This is a genomic window from Litorivivens sp. (assembly GCF_041624475.1).
GTDB lineage: Bacteria > Pseudomonadota > Gammaproteobacteria > Pseudomonadales > Spongiibacteraceae > Litorivivens.
Map to the genome: position 1 here is coordinate 366349 of NZ_JBFJUX010000003.1, position 14504 is coordinate 380852.

The 14504-nt window shown below is 58.0% G+C and carries 20 protein-coding genes and 2 tRNA genes; 18 read left to right on the plus strand and 4 right to left on the minus strand.

Features of this window, described 5'->3' with window-relative positions; genetic code table 11:
* The first annotated feature begins 25 nt into the window (after positions 1-25).
* The 5 genes from prmB to ABY734_RS06420 all read left to right on the plus strand — a co-directional run bounded on the left by prmB (position 26) and on the right by ABY734_RS06420 (position 4000).
* The gene (gene prmB, locus ABY734_RS06400; protein WP_372778200.1) at positions 26-916 is read left to right on the plus strand and encodes a 50S ribosomal protein L3 N(5)-glutamine methyltransferase; all 891 of its coding nucleotides are present in this window, start codon (positions 26-28) and stop codon (positions 914-916) included.
* Positions 917-973: 57 nt separating this feature from the next.
* A complete protein-coding gene (gene aroC, locus ABY734_RS06405) occupies positions 974-2092 on the plus strand; it encodes a chorismate synthase (RefSeq protein ID WP_372778171.1) in 1119 nt (372 codons plus the stop codon).
* A gap of 3 nt (positions 2093-2095) precedes the next feature.
* Positions 2096-3241, plus strand: a complete 1146-nt coding sequence (locus ABY734_RS06410; RefSeq protein WP_372778172.1) for an MFS transporter — start codon at positions 2096-2098, stop codon at positions 3239-3241.
* 88 nt (positions 3242-3329) lie between these two features.
* Complete coding sequence (locus tag ABY734_RS06415) at positions 3330-3749, plus strand: hypothetical protein (protein ID WP_372778173.1); 420 nt, start codon at positions 3330-3332, stop codon at positions 3747-3749.
* A 35-nt stretch (positions 3750-3784) separates the two neighbouring features.
* The gene (locus tag ABY734_RS06420; protein ID WP_372778174.1) at positions 3785-4000 is read left to right on the plus strand and encodes a hypothetical protein; all 216 of its coding nucleotides are present in this window, start codon (positions 3785-3787) and stop codon (positions 3998-4000) included.
* A 4-nt stretch (positions 4001-4004) separates the two neighbouring features.
* On the opposite strand, the gene ABY734_RS06425 is transcribed toward ABY734_RS06420, so the two are convergent.
* Entirely contained in the window at positions 4005-4514 is a 510-nt protein-coding gene (locus ABY734_RS06425; protein WP_372778175.1) for a glycine cleavage system protein R, read from the minus strand.
* 92 nt (positions 4515-4606) lie between these two features.
* Here ABY734_RS06425 and ABY734_RS06430 point away from each other — a divergent pair, with 92 nt between their 5' ends.
* Genes ABY734_RS06430 through tusA form a run of 4 tightly spaced genes read left to right on the plus strand, consistent with a single transcriptional unit; the run spans position 4607 to position 6248 of the window.
* A complete protein-coding gene (locus ABY734_RS06430; protein WP_372778176.1) occupies positions 4607-4915 on the plus strand; it encodes an MTH1187 family thiamine-binding protein in 309 nt (102 codons plus the stop codon).
* Positions 4908-5753 carry a class I SAM-dependent methyltransferase gene (locus ABY734_RS06435; protein WP_372778177.1) on the plus strand — a complete coding sequence of 282 codons (846 nt, stop codon included), beginning with the start codon at positions 4908-4910 and terminating at the stop codon, positions 5751-5753. The genes ABY734_RS06430 and ABY734_RS06435 overlap by 8 nt, the downstream gene beginning before the upstream one ends.
* Complete coding sequence (locus ABY734_RS06440; RefSeq protein WP_372778178.1) at positions 5746-5979, plus strand: YheU family protein; 234 nt, start codon at positions 5746-5748, stop codon at positions 5977-5979. Before ABY734_RS06435 ends, ABY734_RS06440 begins: the two co-directional genes overlap by 8 nt.
* Before the next feature lie 29 nt (positions 5980-6008).
* Entirely contained in the window at positions 6009-6248 is a 240-nt protein-coding gene (gene tusA, locus ABY734_RS06445; RefSeq protein ID WP_372778179.1) for a sulfurtransferase TusA, read from the plus strand.
* Between the two features lie 12 nt (positions 6249-6260).
* On the opposite strand, the gene ABY734_RS06450 is transcribed toward tusA, so the two are convergent.
* Positions 6261-6944 carry a hypothetical protein gene (locus ABY734_RS06450; RefSeq protein ID WP_372778180.1) on the minus strand — a complete coding sequence of 228 codons (684 nt, stop codon included), beginning with the start codon at positions 6942-6944 and terminating at the stop codon, positions 6261-6263.
* A gap of 114 nt (positions 6945-7058) precedes the next feature.
* Between ABY734_RS06450 and ABY734_RS06455 the strand changes: the two genes are divergently transcribed.
* From ABY734_RS06455 to ABY734_RS06470, 4 genes are read left to right on the plus strand one after another with little or no spacing between them, the layout of a single operon-like run.
* Positions 7059-7553, plus strand: a complete 495-nt coding sequence (locus tag ABY734_RS06455) for a gamma-glutamylcyclotransferase family protein (protein ID WP_372778181.1) — start codon at positions 7059-7061, stop codon at positions 7551-7553.
* Entirely contained in the window at positions 7546-8115 is a 570-nt protein-coding gene (locus ABY734_RS06460; RefSeq protein ID WP_372778182.1) for an elongation factor P hydroxylase, read from the plus strand. Before ABY734_RS06455 ends, ABY734_RS06460 begins: the two co-directional genes overlap by 8 nt.
* Entirely contained in the window at positions 8112-9002 is an 891-nt protein-coding gene (locus ABY734_RS06465) for a 5'-3' exonuclease H3TH domain-containing protein (protein WP_372778183.1), read from the plus strand. The genes ABY734_RS06460 and ABY734_RS06465 overlap by 4 nt, the downstream gene beginning before the upstream one ends.
* Positions 8999-10120 (plus strand): 4-phosphoerythronate dehydrogenase, encoded by a 1122-nt coding sequence (locus ABY734_RS06470; RefSeq protein ID WP_372778184.1) that lies wholly within the window; start codon positions 8999-9001, stop codon positions 10118-10120. The genes ABY734_RS06465 and ABY734_RS06470 overlap by 4 nt, the downstream gene beginning before the upstream one ends.
* Here ABY734_RS06470 and ABY734_RS06475 read toward each other — a convergent pair.
* Complete coding sequence (locus ABY734_RS06475) at positions 10082-10282, minus strand: PA1571 family protein (RefSeq protein WP_372778185.1); 201 nt, start codon at positions 10280-10282, stop codon at positions 10082-10084. The two genes, ABY734_RS06470 and ABY734_RS06475, sit on opposite strands and share 39 nt — an antisense overlap.
* 179 nt (positions 10283-10461) lie before the next feature.
* Between ABY734_RS06475 and ABY734_RS06480 the strand changes: the two genes are divergently transcribed.
* The gene (locus ABY734_RS06480) at positions 10462-11583 is read left to right on the plus strand and encodes an ATP-NAD kinase family protein (protein ID WP_372778186.1); all 1122 of its coding nucleotides are present in this window, start codon (positions 10462-10464) and stop codon (positions 11581-11583) included.
* Positions 11573-12481 (plus strand): class I SAM-dependent methyltransferase, encoded by a 909-nt coding sequence (locus ABY734_RS06485; RefSeq protein ID WP_372778187.1) that lies wholly within the window; start codon positions 11573-11575, stop codon positions 12479-12481. Before ABY734_RS06480 ends, ABY734_RS06485 begins: the two co-directional genes overlap by 11 nt.
* A gap of 8 nt (positions 12482-12489) precedes the next feature.
* Here the strand turns inward: ABY734_RS06485 and ABY734_RS06490 are convergent, their stop codons facing one another.
* A complete protein-coding gene (locus ABY734_RS06490; RefSeq protein WP_372778188.1) occupies positions 12490-13707 on the minus strand; it encodes a pyridoxal phosphate-dependent aminotransferase in 1218 nt (405 codons plus the stop codon).
* 57 nt (positions 13708-13764) lie between these two features.
* Between ABY734_RS06490 and msrB the strand changes: the two genes are divergently transcribed.
* The 3 genes from msrB to ABY734_RS06505 all read left to right on the plus strand — a co-directional run bounded on the left by msrB (position 13765) and on the right by ABY734_RS06505 (position 14503).
* A complete protein-coding gene (gene msrB / locus ABY734_RS06495) occupies positions 13765-14187 on the plus strand; it encodes a peptide-methionine (R)-S-oxide reductase MsrB (RefSeq protein ID WP_372778189.1) in 423 nt (140 codons plus the stop codon).
* 155 nt (positions 14188-14342) lie between these two features.
* A tRNA-Glu gene (locus tag ABY734_RS06500) sits at positions 14343-14418 on the plus strand.
* A gap of 9 nt (positions 14419-14427) precedes the next feature.
* Positions 14428-14503 (plus strand) — tRNA-Gly (locus ABY734_RS06505).
* Position 14504 lies beyond the last annotated feature (1 nt).

The window sequence follows — 14504 nt, forward strand, 5'->3', positions numbered from 1 at the left end:
GCGACCTTTTGTGCAAGGAACTCCCATTTCAATGAGTCGGGAACTCGAAACAGTCAGAGACTATCTGCGCTGGATTATTTCACGCTTTAACGCGGCGGGTCTCTATTATGGTCACGGCACTGATAATGCTCAGGATGAAGCCTGGTATCTGGTCTGTGGCGCGTTGAAACTACCCTTCGATCTGGACCGTCGTTTGCTGGATGGGCGTCTGACAGAAACAGAGCGTCAGCAACTGGAGCAATTGGTTGAACGGCGCATCAGCGAGCGGATACCCGTGGCCTATTTGGTGGGCGAGGCCTGGTTTGCCGGTCTGCCCTTTAATGTGGATGAGCGTGTTCTGGTGCCGCGCTCACCCTTGGCCGAATTAATTGACGTCGGTTTCCAGCCCTGGTTGGGCGACGTCGAACCCGAGCACATTCTGGACTTGTGCACCGGCAGCGGTTGCATCGGTATTGCCTGCGCTTTTGCCTTTCCCGAGTCGCGCGTAGTGTTGAGCGATGTGTCGGCGGATGCCTTGGCAGTGGCCAGTAGCAATATCGAACGCCACAGCCTGTCAGACCGCGTGACGGCGCAGCAGTCGGATGTGTTTTCGGGCCTCGAAGGTCAGCGCTTTGATCTGATTGTTTCCAACCCGCCGTACGTAGACGCTGAAGATCTGGCTGGCATGCCCGCCGAGTATCACGCCGAGCCTGCGCTGGGCTTGGGCTCGGGGGATGACGGCCTGAATATTACCCGCCGTATCCTGCAGCAGGCGGCTGGGCACCTGAACGAAGGTGGCTTGCTGGTGGTGGAAGTCGGCAACAGCGGGCGGGCGCTGGACGAGGCCTTCCCGGAGCTGCCGTTAACCTGGGTGGAATTCGAGCGCGGCGGCCACGGCGTGTTTGTGATTTCAAAGGATGATCTGCCTGCGCTCTGACGGGGGCGGGTGATTCACGTATAATTAATTTCTTTTGCGATTGGCTGTGAGAGCGCGATGTCCGGCAATACCTTCGGAAAACTGTTTACCCTTACCACCTTTGGTGAAAGCCACGGTCTGGCACTGGGCGCTGTGGTGGATGGCTGTCCGCCGGGGCTGGAGCTAACCGAAGCTGATCTGCAGCGCGATCTCGATCGCCGCAAGCCGGGTACGTCACGCTATACCACCCAGCGGCGCGAGGATGATGAGGTCAAGATCCTGTCCGGTGTGTTTGAGGGCAAAACCACCGGTACGTCGATCGGCCTGCTAATTGAGAATACCGATCAGCGCTCCAAGGACTACAGCAAGATCAAAGATCGCTTCCGGCCGATGCACGCTGACTACACTTACACCCACAAATACGGTGTGCGCGACTATCGCGGCGGTGGCCGTTCGTCTGCCCGTGAAACCGCCATGCGGGTTGCCGCTGGCGCGATCGCTAAAAAATATCTGCGTCAGCGCTGTGGCATAGAGGTGCGCGGCTACCTGTCCCAGCTCGGGCCGATCAGTATTGATTCGGTTGACTGGGATGTGGTGGAAACCAACCCCTTCTTCTGTCCGGATGCGAGCAAAATCGAATCGATGGAAGGCTTTATGCAGCAATTGCGCAAGGACGGCGATTCGATCGGCGCGCGGCTCACGATTGTCGCCAGTAATGTACCGCCGGGGCTCGGCGAGCCGGTATTTGACCGTCTCGACGCAGAACTGGCGCATGCTTTGATGGGCATTAATGCGGTGAAAGGCGTTGAGATCGGTGCCGGTTTTGATGCGGTGGTTGCACGGGGCAGTGAACACCGGGATGAAATTTCACCGGAGGGTTTTAAAAGCAATAACGCCGGCGGGGTGCTGGGCGGAATCAGCTCGGGGCAGGATATTGTTGCCTCTATCGCCTTGAAGCCCACCTCCAGTATTCTGATTCCCGGCGAAACCATCGATGTTGATGGCAAGGCGGTGGATGTTGTTACCACTGGCCGCCACGATCCCTGCGTGGGCATTCGCGCGGTACCCATAGCCGAAGCCATGGTGGCGCTGGTGCTGATGGATCACTTCCTGCGCCATCGCGGCCAAAATGCCGATGTCCAGGTAGCGACGCCCGTTGTGCCAGGCAAGGCGCCCGGACAAGCTGCTACCGACTGAGGTATGCCGCTTCCCTACGGACGCCTGTCGGCCTTTTACTTCGCCTATTTTGGCTTGCTCGGTGCCTGGCTTCCTTACTGGGGGCTTTATCTTCAGGAGCTGGGGCACAGCGCAGTAGCCATCGGCGCGTTGTCTTCAGCGGTGATGGCGACCAAGGTGGTCGCGCCAAGTCTGTGGGGCTGGTTGGCGGACAGAACCGGCAAGCGCTCCTTCATTATTCGGCTCGGCTCCTTTCTCGCTCTGCTTATTTTTCTCGGTGTGTTTTATCGCAGCGATTTCTGGTGGCTGATGGCTATTGTGGTTGGCTACAGTTTCTTCTGGAATGCGGTGCTGGCCCAGTTCGAGGTGGTCACGCTTTCCCATCTTGAAGGGCAGTACCACCGTTACAGTCTGATTCGCGTATGGGGCTCGGTGGGTTTTATTGTCACCGTGGCCGGTGTCGGCGCATTTCTCGATTATTTTTCCATAGGTTTGCTGCCGTGGATTTATGTGCTGCTGCTGGGCGGTATCTGGCTCAGTAGTCTGACGGTGTCGGAGAAACCCGGTAATGATCAGCGCGACCAGCGAGAAAGCAGTCTTTGGACCATTGTTTCTTCACCAACGGTTATTGCCTTTCTGCTGATCTGCGCGCTGTTGCAGGTGTCGCATGGCCCGTACTACACCTTTTTCAGTATCCACCTTGAGGCGCTGGGCTATAGCAAGACGGTCACCGGCATGCTCTGGTCGCTGGGCGTGCTTGCAGAAGTTGTGCTGTTTCTGGTGATGCATAGGGTGATGGCGGGTTTCAGTCTGCGCAATATCATGCTGGTGAGCCTGACCTTGTCGGTGCTGCGCTGGGGACTGATTGGCTACTTCGCGGATAACGCAGTAATCCTGTTTTTTGCCCAGCTTATGCATGCGGCTACCTTCGGCAGCTCGCATGCGGTTGCGGTGGAGCTGGTGCGGCGGTTTTTCAAGGGCTATCAGGGGCAGGGCATGGCGCTCTACAGCGGCGTCAGCTTCGGCGGCGGCGGTGCGCTTGGCGCGATACTCAGCGGCGTGCTCTGGGACTTTGGCGCGGAAGTCACTTTCCTGATGGCAGTCGCTGCCTCACTGGTGGCTCTGGTTCTGGCCTGGTTCTTTCTTCAGGAGCGCAGGCTGACAGTGTGATCTTTGCGGCGTTTATTTGCTTGGCCAAAGCCTGGGTGGCAGGTAACATAGATGGCCATAACAATTTCTCCAGGAATTATAAACGGTTATGGCAGAATCAATCGTGTACGGCTGTATTCGCGATATGGTGGGTGGCGGCGATCAGGCCCATGAACGCCGTTTGATAAATCGCTCCGTCATGGAAAGCCTTCCCAGTGCCGACAGCTGGCCGCTGCTCTCCCGTGAAATGTTCGCACCCGCGCCGGCGGCGGTGGACCTTGACGAAGTACATACCGACGTTATTCATTTTGGCAGTTCCTACAAAGCCATCGAGCACGAGTGGAATACCTGGATAAAACAGTTTGAGCGGGTGTTGCGCGGTATGTACTGGGTGTCAGCGACGGTGCATCTGGAAACCCTTTACAACGGCATTCACACCTTTGTCTGGGAAACCGATTCCGACTTTCACGAGCCCAACAGTTCAAACATGGCCATGCGCTGTGAGTGGACTCACGAGACTTCCTTTTAAGTGCCTTTTTTCCTGCCTGTTACAAGTGAGCTGTTTTGAGCCTTCCTGAGCTTTACCGCCGCTGGCGCAAGTACAGTACGCCCGCGCTGGCGGTTTTGGCGACCGCCTTGCTGGTGTGGTCCACCATTCATATCTTTGATGTGCCGGTTGGTGAGGTGCTAGCCTTTCTGGCGGTGTGCGTAGGCGGGGTGCTGGCGATTATGCTGCTGGCCCTGGTGGCCAGCGCGATTGTCAGAAAACTGCGGCAGTAGCGACTTATTTCAAATCGATTTCAACGCCCAGCTGTTCGCTGATGGCTTCCAGAGTGTCTTCCAGTTCGTCCCGGTCAACACCCTCGGGCACCTGAATTTCGGCGCTGGCTTCAAACAGCGGGTCGCCGGTCATGGGCGCGGAGGTGATTTCCGTGTGCATGTCGACCACATTGATCTGCTGGCGGGCGAGGGCGCGAGAGACCTCGCGAACGATGCCGGGGCGATCATTGCCGACAATATGCAGGAATAATCCACTGTCGGACGTGCTATCATCGTCGCTGGCGTGACTGACGATGGTCAGTCCGTGAGACGCCAGACCTTCCAGAGCCTGACGCAGGCCTTCCTGAGATTCCGGTGCAACGGCAACGCGAACCACTCCGGCAAATTGTCCGGATAACTGGCTCATGCGACTTTCCAGCCAGTTGCCGCCGTGATCGGCGACGGTGGAGGCTAGCTTTTCGACCAGCCCGGGCTGGTCGCGGCCGATAAAGGTGAAGACAACAGATTGGCTCACACTGGGCTCCAGTACTTGATTTTCTGTGTGAGTATAGTAGGTTTAGCGATTGATATGTAAGCTCTTTTGTGAGGTATCACAAGGACTGGGCCATGCGAGTCGTAGTAGACTTCTGCATTATCCCTCTGGGAACCGGAGACGACCTTTCGCTGTCTCCCTATATTGCCGAATGTCAGCGAATACTCGCAGAGGCCAATCTCGATCATTCGCTCCACGCCTTCGGCACTAACATTGAGGGTGAGTGGGAGGCGGTGATGGCAGCGGTGAAACGCTGTCATATGCGGGTTCATGAAATGGGCGCGCCCCGCATAAGCAGTACATTGAAGGTTGGTACTCGAATCGATCGAGTCCAATCAATGCAAGACAAAGTCAGCAGTGTCGAGAAGTTATTACGTGAATAGCACAGCGCAATACCAAAATAATAAAGCTGTCATACAAATCAGTATTATTGTCGCTCTTGTGGCCGGGCTTGTTGCCTGTATACAACCCGCCAATCCAACCTGGTCTGATATGCAGCTTGCGGAACATCGCAGCCACGCCAACCGCATGCGCGATGAATACCGCCACCCCACCGAGACGCTCGCCTTTTTTGAGGTTGAGCCCTGTAACACGGTGGTGGAAATCTGGCCGGGCGCCGGCTGGTATACCGAGGTGCTGGCGCCGGTGCTGCGCAGCTGCGGCAGTCTGCACGCAGCGCATTTTTCTCCCGCCAGTGAAGTCGCTTACTACCGTAACTCCCTTGAGCGCTACAAAGAAAAGCTGGCGGAAAACCCGCGTATTTACGATGCGGTCGTGCTGTCTGTTCTGCAGCCGCCCAAGTTTACCCGGATGATTACGCCGGGTACGGCGGACCGGGTGCTTACCTTCCGTAACGTACACAACTGGCTGAAAGCCGGTACCGCAGAGTCGGTTTTCGCCTCGGCCTTTGAGGCCTTGAAACCGGGCGGTATTTTTGGCGTGGTAGAGCACCGCGCAAAACCGGGAACGGATTTGGAAGCCATGATTCAAACGGGCTACGTCACTGAAGCCACCGTAATAGAGCTGGCCGAGGAGGCGGGTTTTAAGCTGGTGGCGCGTTCGGAAATCAACGCTAATCCGCTGGACGATACCGTTCATCCAAAAGGGGTGTGGACTCTGCCGCCTTCCCTGCGCCTGGGTGACGAAGACAAGATGAAATACCTCGCTATTGGCGAGAGTGACCGCATGACGCTCAAGTTTGTGAAACCGGTCAATGACTGATGATGAAGCTCCCGATGGCGTTGAGATCCCCTGGCAAAAACTGACGCCAGAGGCATTGCAGGGCCTGCTCGAAGAGCTGGTGACGCGGGATGGAACCGATTACGGTGAAGTCGAACTCAGCATGGAAGACAAGGTGGCCCGTCTGCGCAAGGCCCTTGAGGAAAAGCGGGCCGTCATCGCCTTTTCTCCGGAAACCGAAACCTGGGCGGTTCGCTCAACCGATTGATTCCTACCGCTACCGCCGATTGATGTGCCATGACTGACTGTGATTCCCAGCTCGATACGTCCGGACTGTTTTGCCCTGAGCCGGTGATGATGCTGCACAGCCGTATCCGGGATATGGCCGAAGGCGAAACGGTGGAAATACTGGCTACCGACCCTGCCACTACCCGCGATATCCCCAAGTTCTGTAACTTCCTCGGCCACGAGTTGTTTTTTCAAGCAGAGGAGGGGGACCACTACATCTACCGAGTGCGCAAGGGTGCCGGCGGCTGACCCTTTCCCCGCCTATTCCAGCAAGCGCTCCAGCGCCCGTACCGCTACCGGATCGCCAGCCTTTATCTGGTTGGCGATGTGGTACTGGAAGAAGTAGCGAAACCCAGGTTGTGTCTGGGCGGCATACAGGCAGCGATCCCCCGGTAGGATTGGGGTCTGGGTCTGCTTCTCCGGGTCGGCCAACATGGCCTGAAATTCGCCGCTGGCCAGCAGTTGCCAGCTCCTCACCTCAAACAGTGCCAGATGCTGCGCCACGATGCAGGCGGCGTGACTGCCGATGGTGTCTGGCAGTTCCTGCACCACGGCAGTGGCGGGCAGGTTTTCACGGCGATAGTGCTTGCGCGCGACTTCCAGCTCGGCAACTTTTGGGGCGGGAGGCTCGGTGAAAATGACTTCGTTGACAGGGTCGTAATAGCCTTCAAAGCAGCCGCTGTCTGGGTCGGTCAGCTCGGTGCTACGCACCACGCCATTAAGCCAGGGCAGCAGGGCGACGACTTCACCGTCATTCTGAATTCCCCAGCATAAGATCTTGCCGGCAAAGAGCTTTTCTCTGGAGAGTGCATGGTGTGAGTAGAGGATGCACAGCCCGTCATGCTCCGGGACTATGCGTGCGATTCGCTCGAGTTCCCGGTCTTTCTTCCTGTCCGGGAACGGAACCACATTAGCCGAGGGTGTTGCTGCTTCACGTGGGGCCATAGTGCCTCCCGATTTCACAGTAATGCCTTTCAGCGACAACTTCAGTATACCGATTTCCCCAAGGGGGCAAAGCATTTTGTTAGAATGCGCCGCACGACACTTTGGTGGCCCGGTATGACGGATTTTTACTTTGCCTACGGCTCAAACATGAACCCCGAGCGCATGCGGGCGCGGGGCCTGGCCTTCAACCGGCACGAAGCGGCGCAATTGCCGGGCTATGCCCTGTGCTTCAACAAGCGCGCTCACAACAAGTCCGGTATCGCCTACGCCAATATCGCTTATGCCCCGGACAGCACCGTTGAGGGCGTTCTGTACCAGTTGGCCGGGGATATCGAGGTGATGGACCCCTTCGAGGGCACCCCGGTGCGCTACAGCCGGGAACAGTTTCCGGTTGCGGCGGCAGAGAGTGTTATCTGGGCCTGGGTTTATGTGGCCAATCCCGCCTATATCGCCAGCGAGCTGCACGTCGAGGAAAACTACCTGAATCATCTGCTCAGCGCTGGCGACCTGCTCAGTGCCGCCTATCGCGAGCATCTGGCCGGCCTGGCGCCGGTGGTGGAGAGCGATACGCCCGCCGATCATAAAACCGGACTTTTGTTTAATGTCTGAGGCTATTGCTGCTGAAGCATTCTGGAATGAGCGGGCCCTTCTCAATCGCATTGTTGAGGTATTCAACGGCGAGTTCAGGGATTTCAACACCCGCCTTTGCCCTGGCGCCGACGAGCCCTTGTATTTGCCCGCCAATGAGCGCGAGTGTGCACGAATATTCAGCCGTGAGGATTTTCCGGCCAGTGCCCTGCACGAAGTCGCCCACTGGTGCGTGGCGGGCGAGCAGCGCCGTCAGCAGGTGGATTTTGGCTACTGGTATGCCCAGGACGGGCGCAATGCGGAGCAGCAGCGGGCGTTCCAGCGGGTTGAGGTCAAGCCCCAGGCGATAGAGTGGGCCCTGAGCCGGGCGGCGGGAATGGGGTTTCGGGTGAGTATCGATAATCTCAGCGGTGTAGCATTGGATCCCTTTGGCTTCGAGCTGGCAGTTTGGCAGCAGGCCATGCATTACCATAAGGCCGGCCTGCCGCCGCGCGCGGCGCGGTTTTACCGCGCATTGGCGGCGGCTTTTGGCACCCGCCCACAAGTGCCGTCACTGGCGATATTGCGAGGGCAGGAGCCTTGAGCCGCCTGTACTGTATCGATGCTTCAATCTATATATTCCGTGCCTATTTCTCGATGCCGGATCGCTGGTTTAACGAGCAGGGCTATGGACTCAATGCGGTGTATGGTTATGCCCGCTTTCTGGTGAACTTTATCCGGGAAACGCGTCCCACCTACCTGATGGCGGCCTACGATGAAAGCTTAGGCAGCGGCTATCGCCATGAGCTGTATCCGGACTACAAAAGTAACCGGGTTCTCCCAGATGAGGCATTGGCTTTCCAGCTGGGCGCCTGCCGCCGGCTCGGCGAAGTTATGGGGATTGCCAGCTATGCCTGCGAGCGTTTTGAAGCGGACGACTATATTGCCGCTGCGGCTCGTCTCGCCGGGCAGGAGGGATTGCCGGTCACCGTGGTCAGTCGCGACAAGGATCTGGCCCAGGCACTGCGCGCCGAACACGATGAGTGGTGGGATTATGCCGCCGCCAGGCGTCTGCGCAAAGCGGAGTGGGAAGCGGGGCAAAACCTGCGGGTGGAGCAGGTGGCTGACTGGCTGGCACTGATGGGGGACAGTATTGATGCGATACCCGGTGTGCCCGGCATAGGCCGAAAGACCGCAGCCGAATTGCTGGGCCATTTTGGCGATATCGATGGCCTTTACGCCGACCTCAACCGGCTGGAAGAGCTTCCCGTGCGGGGCGCTGCGAGATTGCGTCAGGCGCTGCTTGAACACAGAGAGCAGGTCTATCTGGCGCGCTCCCTGACACGGCTCAATGATCGTGCCCTGAGGCTGCGCAGTTGCAAGCCTTTCCTGTTTCGCTGCCGGGTTGAAGACCTGCGCAGCTATCTGCTGGAAATTGGCTGTGGCGAAGCCTGGACTGACCGTCTGCTGAGGGATATGGAAAACGCATGAGCCTGATTCTGGTTGACGAAAATATCCCCGCAGCCGAAGAACTGCTGTCTGCGCTGGGAGAAGTGCGCCGCTTTCGCGGCCGCGAGCTGACTGCCGCAGAGGTCAACGCTGCGGATGCACTGCTGGTACGTTCCGTTACCCGCGTAGACGCGCAGCTTTTGCGAGGCAGTCAGGTGCAGTTCGTGGGCTCAACCACTATTGGCACCGACCACTTGGACACGCGCTGGCTGGACGGGGCCGGCATTCGCTGGTGCAGCGCGCCGGGCAGCAATGCCAATTCTGTGGTGGACTATGTATTCAGCGCCATCTGTGCGCTGCCGGGCCTGCTCGAAACTCTGCGCGGCGGCGGGCAGGTAGGCATTGTCGGCTATGGCAATGTGGGGTCGCGGCTGCACCGGCGGCTGGCGGCCTTGGGGATAGCCTGTCGGGCTTATGACCCTCTTCTGGATATCGAACAATGTCCCATTTCTGATTCGTTAGAGGCGGTGCTTAATAGTGATTTGGTGTGCCTTCACACGCCGCTGACCCGCAAGGGACCACACCCGACTGCGGGTATGCTGACTGCAAAAGCCTTGCAGGAGCTCCCGGAAGGGGCGGTGCTGCTGAATGCGGGACGCGGCGAAGTGCTGCCAGACCGGGTGTTGCAGGAATTGCTGGTCAAGAGACCAGATCTGAAGCTGGTGCTGGATGTCTGGGAGGGAGAGCCGGATATCTCGGCCGAGCTGTTGGCCCAGTGCGACATTGCTACGCCCCATATCGCGGGTTACAGCCAGGATGGCAAATGGCTGGGAGTGACTCAGGTAGCACAGGCCTTGGCAGAACACTGGGGAGCAACATTGCCCGAGGTCGAGCCCGACTTTCTGGCGCCGGCCCCGACAATACGGGTTTCCGGCGAGCTGGATGAGCTGGCTTTGATTCGCCAGGCGGTGCTGGCGGTATATGACCTTCGGGAGGATGATCGGCGCCTGCGACAGACGTTTGTCGGCGGCGCAGAGTTTGACGAGCTACGCCGGAACTACCCGGCGCGAAGAGAGTTGGCAGTATTGGAAGTCAGCGGAGAAGACGCACTGCCTGTACCCTTAAGAGAGACGCTTGTCGCGTTGCGCACTGTAATCTAGTGCGTAGTGGTGGCGGCTGTTTTCCAGTTCGTGGCAGGCTTCGGTAATCATTTCCCGAGTAATGGGAATTTCCCGACCGTTCTCGTCGATGATGGCGCCCTGAAACAGGCTTTCCATGTCGGCTTCGGTGTTCGCTTGCGTTCGCTTCTGCATCACGTTCATGTTTTGCTTGGGCCTCTTGTTTGTTCTCTGACCTTAATGCTGCTGTACGAGTTCAGGTTAGATTCAGATTGTTACAGGTTTTCGTTCGCTAAAGTATGGCAATATTTGGTTTGTCGCCAAACTGGGACTTTTACCTATTCGCAAAGTTATAAACGTCGTTCAAAAGGTTTTTCAACTAATTGTTTAAGCTAGGAATAATTGTTAACCCTCTGGCCGGGCTTGGCGGCCCGGCCGCCCTCAAAGGCAGCGATGGCGAGGCCGCGGCAAGCGCCCTGGCCGCAGGTTTTGAGCAGCGCGCCGGCCCCCGTATGCAGCGAGCGCTTCAGGTTCTCAGCCCGCTGAAAGACCGTATTCAGTTAATCGCATTCGAGGGCGCCATGGGCTCAGACGTGGCTGCAGACTGGCCTATTCAGTTGGTGGGCAGGCCTGCGACGCAGCCATCGACGGCTCAGGACACGGTCGATGCCGCGGGTGCTCTGCGACAGGCTGGATGTGACCTGATTCTTTTTGCCGGCGGCGACGGCACCGCGCGGGATATCTTCCGCGCTCTGGGCAGTGACCTGCCGGTGTTGGGCTTGCCCGCCGGCGTGAAAATGCACTCCGGGGTTTATGCTGTCTCTCCGGAAAGCGCGGCGGAGATCGTGGCTGCCATGGCGCGCGGCGAATGGGTGGATGTCGATACCGAGGAAGTACGCGATATTGACGAGGCGGCATTTCGTGAGGGACGGGTGAGTACCCGTTACTACGGTGAGCTGCTAGTGCCTCAATTGGGGCGCTACCTGCAGGTGACCAAGGTGTCGGGGCGGGAGGTTGAGGAGCTGGCGGTGGCAGACATTGCTGCGGAAGTCGTCGAGCTGATGGAAGACGACACGCTCTATATCATCGGTCCCGGTTCAACCACAGCAGGCATCATGGTCGACTTGGGTCTGGACAACACATTGCTGGGTATCGACGCAGTATGCGGTGGCCGCCAGTTGGGTAAGGATCTCAGCGCCCATGCGCTGGAAAAGCTGTGCCAGGAGCACGCTGGCGAGGTGGTCATTATTGTGACCGCCATTGGCGGGCAAGGGCATATTCTCGGTCGCGGCAATCAGCAGATCAGTCCTGCAGTGATTCGCCGGGCGGGTCCGCAGAATTTGTGGGTCGTGGCTACCAAAACCAAACTGACCGAGCTGGACAGTCGGCCCTTGCTGGTCGATACCAACGACCGGGAGCTGGACCTTGCTATGGAAGGTTATGTGCGGGTCATTACCGGCTATCGCAATTCAGTGCTGTACAGAGTGAGCTGCAGTGGCGAGTGAGCTGAGCCGACTGGAAGCGGCGCTGGCCGCTGTTCGAGATGTCTCCCACGGTGAGGCTTGGCGGGTATTTCACGGGCGCGGTGGCTGCTACCCGGGGCTTGACTGGCTCACGGTGGATGATTTCGGCAGTGGCCTCTGGGTGGTGCTGTTCCGCGAACCGAACCCTGAGCTCTGGCCCGCGATACTGGCTGCGTTGGAGGAATGCCGCCCAGTGCGCGAATTTGCCTGTGTTCAGCATCGCTACGAGCGTCCCACACACTGCCAGTGGCTGTGGGGTGACGCGCCCTCGAGCCTGGAGGCGCTGGAGGGTGAGCTGCGTTTTTCCCTGAAGTTGGGTGAGCGGCAGAACACAGGTTACTTTATGGATGCGCGCCCGGGGCGGGACTGGCTGCGAGAGCGCTGTCAGGGGCGCAGCGTTCTTAATCTGTTTGCCTATACCTGCGCGTTTTCTGTGGCGGCACGAGCGGCAGGCGCGACGCGGGTGGTTAATGTGGATATGGCTAAGGCCGCGCTGCGCACCGGGCGCGACAACCACCGCTTGAATGGCCTGTCGATGCAGGATATCGACTTTCTCGGCTACGATATCTTCCGGTCCTGGAAGCGTATTCGTTCGCTGGGGCCCTACGATGTGCTGGTGGTCGACCCGCCGTCCTTTCAAAAAGGCAGCTTTGATGCACGTAAGGACTACGCCCGCATACTGCGGCGGATACCTGAGCTGGTGGAAGGAAGAGCCGAGTTATTGCTGTGTCTGAATGCGCCCTATCTCAGCCGGGAGTATTTTCTGGAGCTGGTGAGGGCTGAACTGCCATCAATCGAGGTAGTGGGCTTTCTCGACGGGCGAGCCGACTTTCCGGAAGCCGGTGAGCCCGCCCTGAAAATGCTGCACTGCCGGCTTTAGCGGCAGAGTCAGCGGCGACGGGCGAGGAAATTGCCGAGACGTTCAATCGCCGTACGCAGGTCATCGGCCCGGGGCAGGGTGACCAGACGCAGGTGGTCGGTGTTGGGCCAGTTAAAGGCGGTGCCTTGCACGACCAGCATTTTTTCCTCGCGCAGCAGGTCCAGAATAAAGCGCTCATCGTCTTCGATGGGGTAAATCTCTGGGTCGAGCCGCGGGAAGAGGTAGAGTGCGCCTTTGGGTTTGACGCAGCTCACACCGGGAATCTCGTTCAGCATATTCCAGGCCAGATCGCGTTGCTCGCGCAGGCGGCCGCCCGGTCGAATCAATTCCTTGATGCTCTGATAGCCGCCCAGCGCGGTTTGAATCGCCTGCTGCGCCGGAACATTGGCACACAGGCGCATCGAGGTCAGAATGTTGATGCCTTCGATGTAATCTTCAGCCCGGTATTTGTCGCCGGTTATGAACATCCAGCCACTGCGAAAACCTGCCAGACGGTAGGTTTTCGACAGGCCGTTAAAGGTAATACACAGCACACCGCTTGCCAGTCGCGCGAGCGGGATGTGTTCGGCCTCGTCGTAGAGAATCTTGTCGTAGATTTCGTCGGCAAACAGCACGAGATTGAATTCGCGCGCTACAGCGACCAGTTCCTTGAGGATGGCTTCGGAATAAACCGCCCCGGTCGGGTTGTTGGGGTTGATCACGACGATAGCGCGGGTATTGTCGGTGATTTTGCTTCGGATGTCGGCGATATCGGGCTGCCACTGGTCTTCTTCATCACACAGGTAATGTACCGGTGTGCCGCCGGCCAGAGACACCGAGGCAGTCCAGAGCGGGTAATCGGGTGCCGGAATCAGCACTTCGTCGCCGTTGTTAAGCAGGGCGGAGGTGGCCATCTGGATCAGCTCGCTGACGCCATTTCCCAGATAGATGTCTTCCATCTCAACATTGGGGATGCCCAGACGCTGGGTTTCATGCATTACTGCTTTGCGCGCGGAAAACAGGCCCTTGGAGTCGCTGTAGCCCTGACTTTGGCTATCCGGCAGCTGGCGAATTACGTCCTGAATGATTTCTTCCGGTGCTTCAAAACCCCAGGGCGCCGGATTCCCGATGTTCAGTTTCAGAATGCGATGACCTTCTTCTTCCATGATCTGGGCCTGACGCAGCACCGGACCACGGATGTCGTAGCACACATCAGCCAGCTTTTTGGATTTTACATAGGACTTCATGGTTATTGCCCAAGGGTTTCGTTGTCAGCGTGAAAGCGGCCTATTATAGTCATCAAAATGCTGTCGAGTGAGGGGTTTAGCGTGGTAGACGTCAAAAAAAGTGATGCTGAGTGGAAAGCCGAAGCTGGCCTGAGCGAGGAAGAGTTTTATATCTGTCGGCAGAAGGGCACCGAGCGTGCCTTTACGGGTCGTTATTGGGATACCAAAACTGCAGGTGCCTATAAATGCCGCTGCTGCGGCGAGGCGCTGTTTGACTCAGAGACCAAGTACGATTCCGGATCCGGTTGGCCGAGTTTCTATCAGCCGATGGCGGATGGGGTGGTCGATGAACACCGTGACACCACCCACGGCATGGTGCGTACGGAAGTCACCTGCGCCCGCTGTGGCTCGCATTTGGGCCATGTTTTTCCCGATGGTCCTAAGCCGACCGGGCTCAGATACTGCATCAATTCTGCGTCGTTAGACCTCGAAGAGCGGTGATCTGCGCGGATACTGCACAACTTGGATAGAGAGTGACCAAGCCGATGAAAAAAATGAATTTTTTTTTCATTTGCGCTTGACGGTATTCGGGAAGCTGGTAATATGCGCGCCACTTCGGTTGATAAGCAACTGCTTGCAACAGGAAGTGCTGCGGCGTCCCCTTCGTCTAGTGGCCTAGGACACTGCCCTTTCACGGCAGTAACAGGGGTTCGAGTCCCCTAGGGGACGCCATTATTTTTGGCGGGAATAGCTCAGTTGGTAGAGCGCAACCTTGCCAAGGTTGAGGTCGCCGGTTCGAACCCGGTTTCCCGCTCCAA

Coding starts and splice junctions, on each gene's coding strand:
- ABY734_RS06470 (WP_372778184.1), top strand. CDS start 8,999: ATGAGCCTGATTCTGGTTGACGAAAATATCCCCGCAGCCGAAGAACTG.
- ABY734_RS06450 (WP_372778180.1), bottom strand. CDS start 6,944: ATGGCCCCACGTGAAGCAGCAACACCCTCGGCTAATGTGGTTCCGTTC.
- ABY734_RS06410 (WP_372778172.1), top strand. CDS start 2,096: ATGCCGCTTCCCTACGGACGCCTGTCGGCCTTTTACTTCGCCTATTTT.
- msrB (WP_372778189.1), top strand. CDS start 13,765: ATGCTGTCGAGTGAGGGGTTTAGCGTGGTAGACGTCAAAAAAAGTGAT.
- ABY734_RS06475 (WP_372778185.1), bottom strand. CDS start 10,282: ATGAACGTGATGCAGAAGCGAACGCAAGCGAACACCGAAGCCGACATG.
- ABY734_RS06490 (WP_372778188.1), bottom strand. CDS start 13,707: ATGAAGTCCTATGTAAAATCCAAAAAGCTGGCTGATGTGTGCTACGAC.
- ABY734_RS06430 (WP_372778176.1), top strand. CDS start 4,607: ATGCGAGTCGTAGTAGACTTCTGCATTATCCCTCTGGGAACCGGAGAC.
- ABY734_RS06455 (WP_372778181.1), top strand. CDS start 7,059: ATGACGGATTTTTACTTTGCCTACGGCTCAAACATGAACCCCGAGCGC.
- ABY734_RS06460 (WP_372778182.1), top strand. CDS start 7,546: ATGTCTGAGGCTATTGCTGCTGAAGCATTCTGGAATGAGCGGGCCCTT.
- ABY734_RS06415 (WP_372778173.1), top strand. CDS start 3,330: ATGGCAGAATCAATCGTGTACGGCTGTATTCGCGATATGGTGGGTGGC.
- ABY734_RS06440 (WP_372778178.1), top strand. CDS start 5,746: ATGACTGATGATGAAGCTCCCGATGGCGTTGAGATCCCCTGGCAAAAA.
- aroC (WP_372778171.1), top strand. CDS start 974: ATGTCCGGCAATACCTTCGGAAAACTGTTTACCCTTACCACCTTTGGT.
- tusA (WP_372778179.1), top strand. CDS start 6,009: ATGACTGACTGTGATTCCCAGCTCGATACGTCCGGACTGTTTTGCCCT.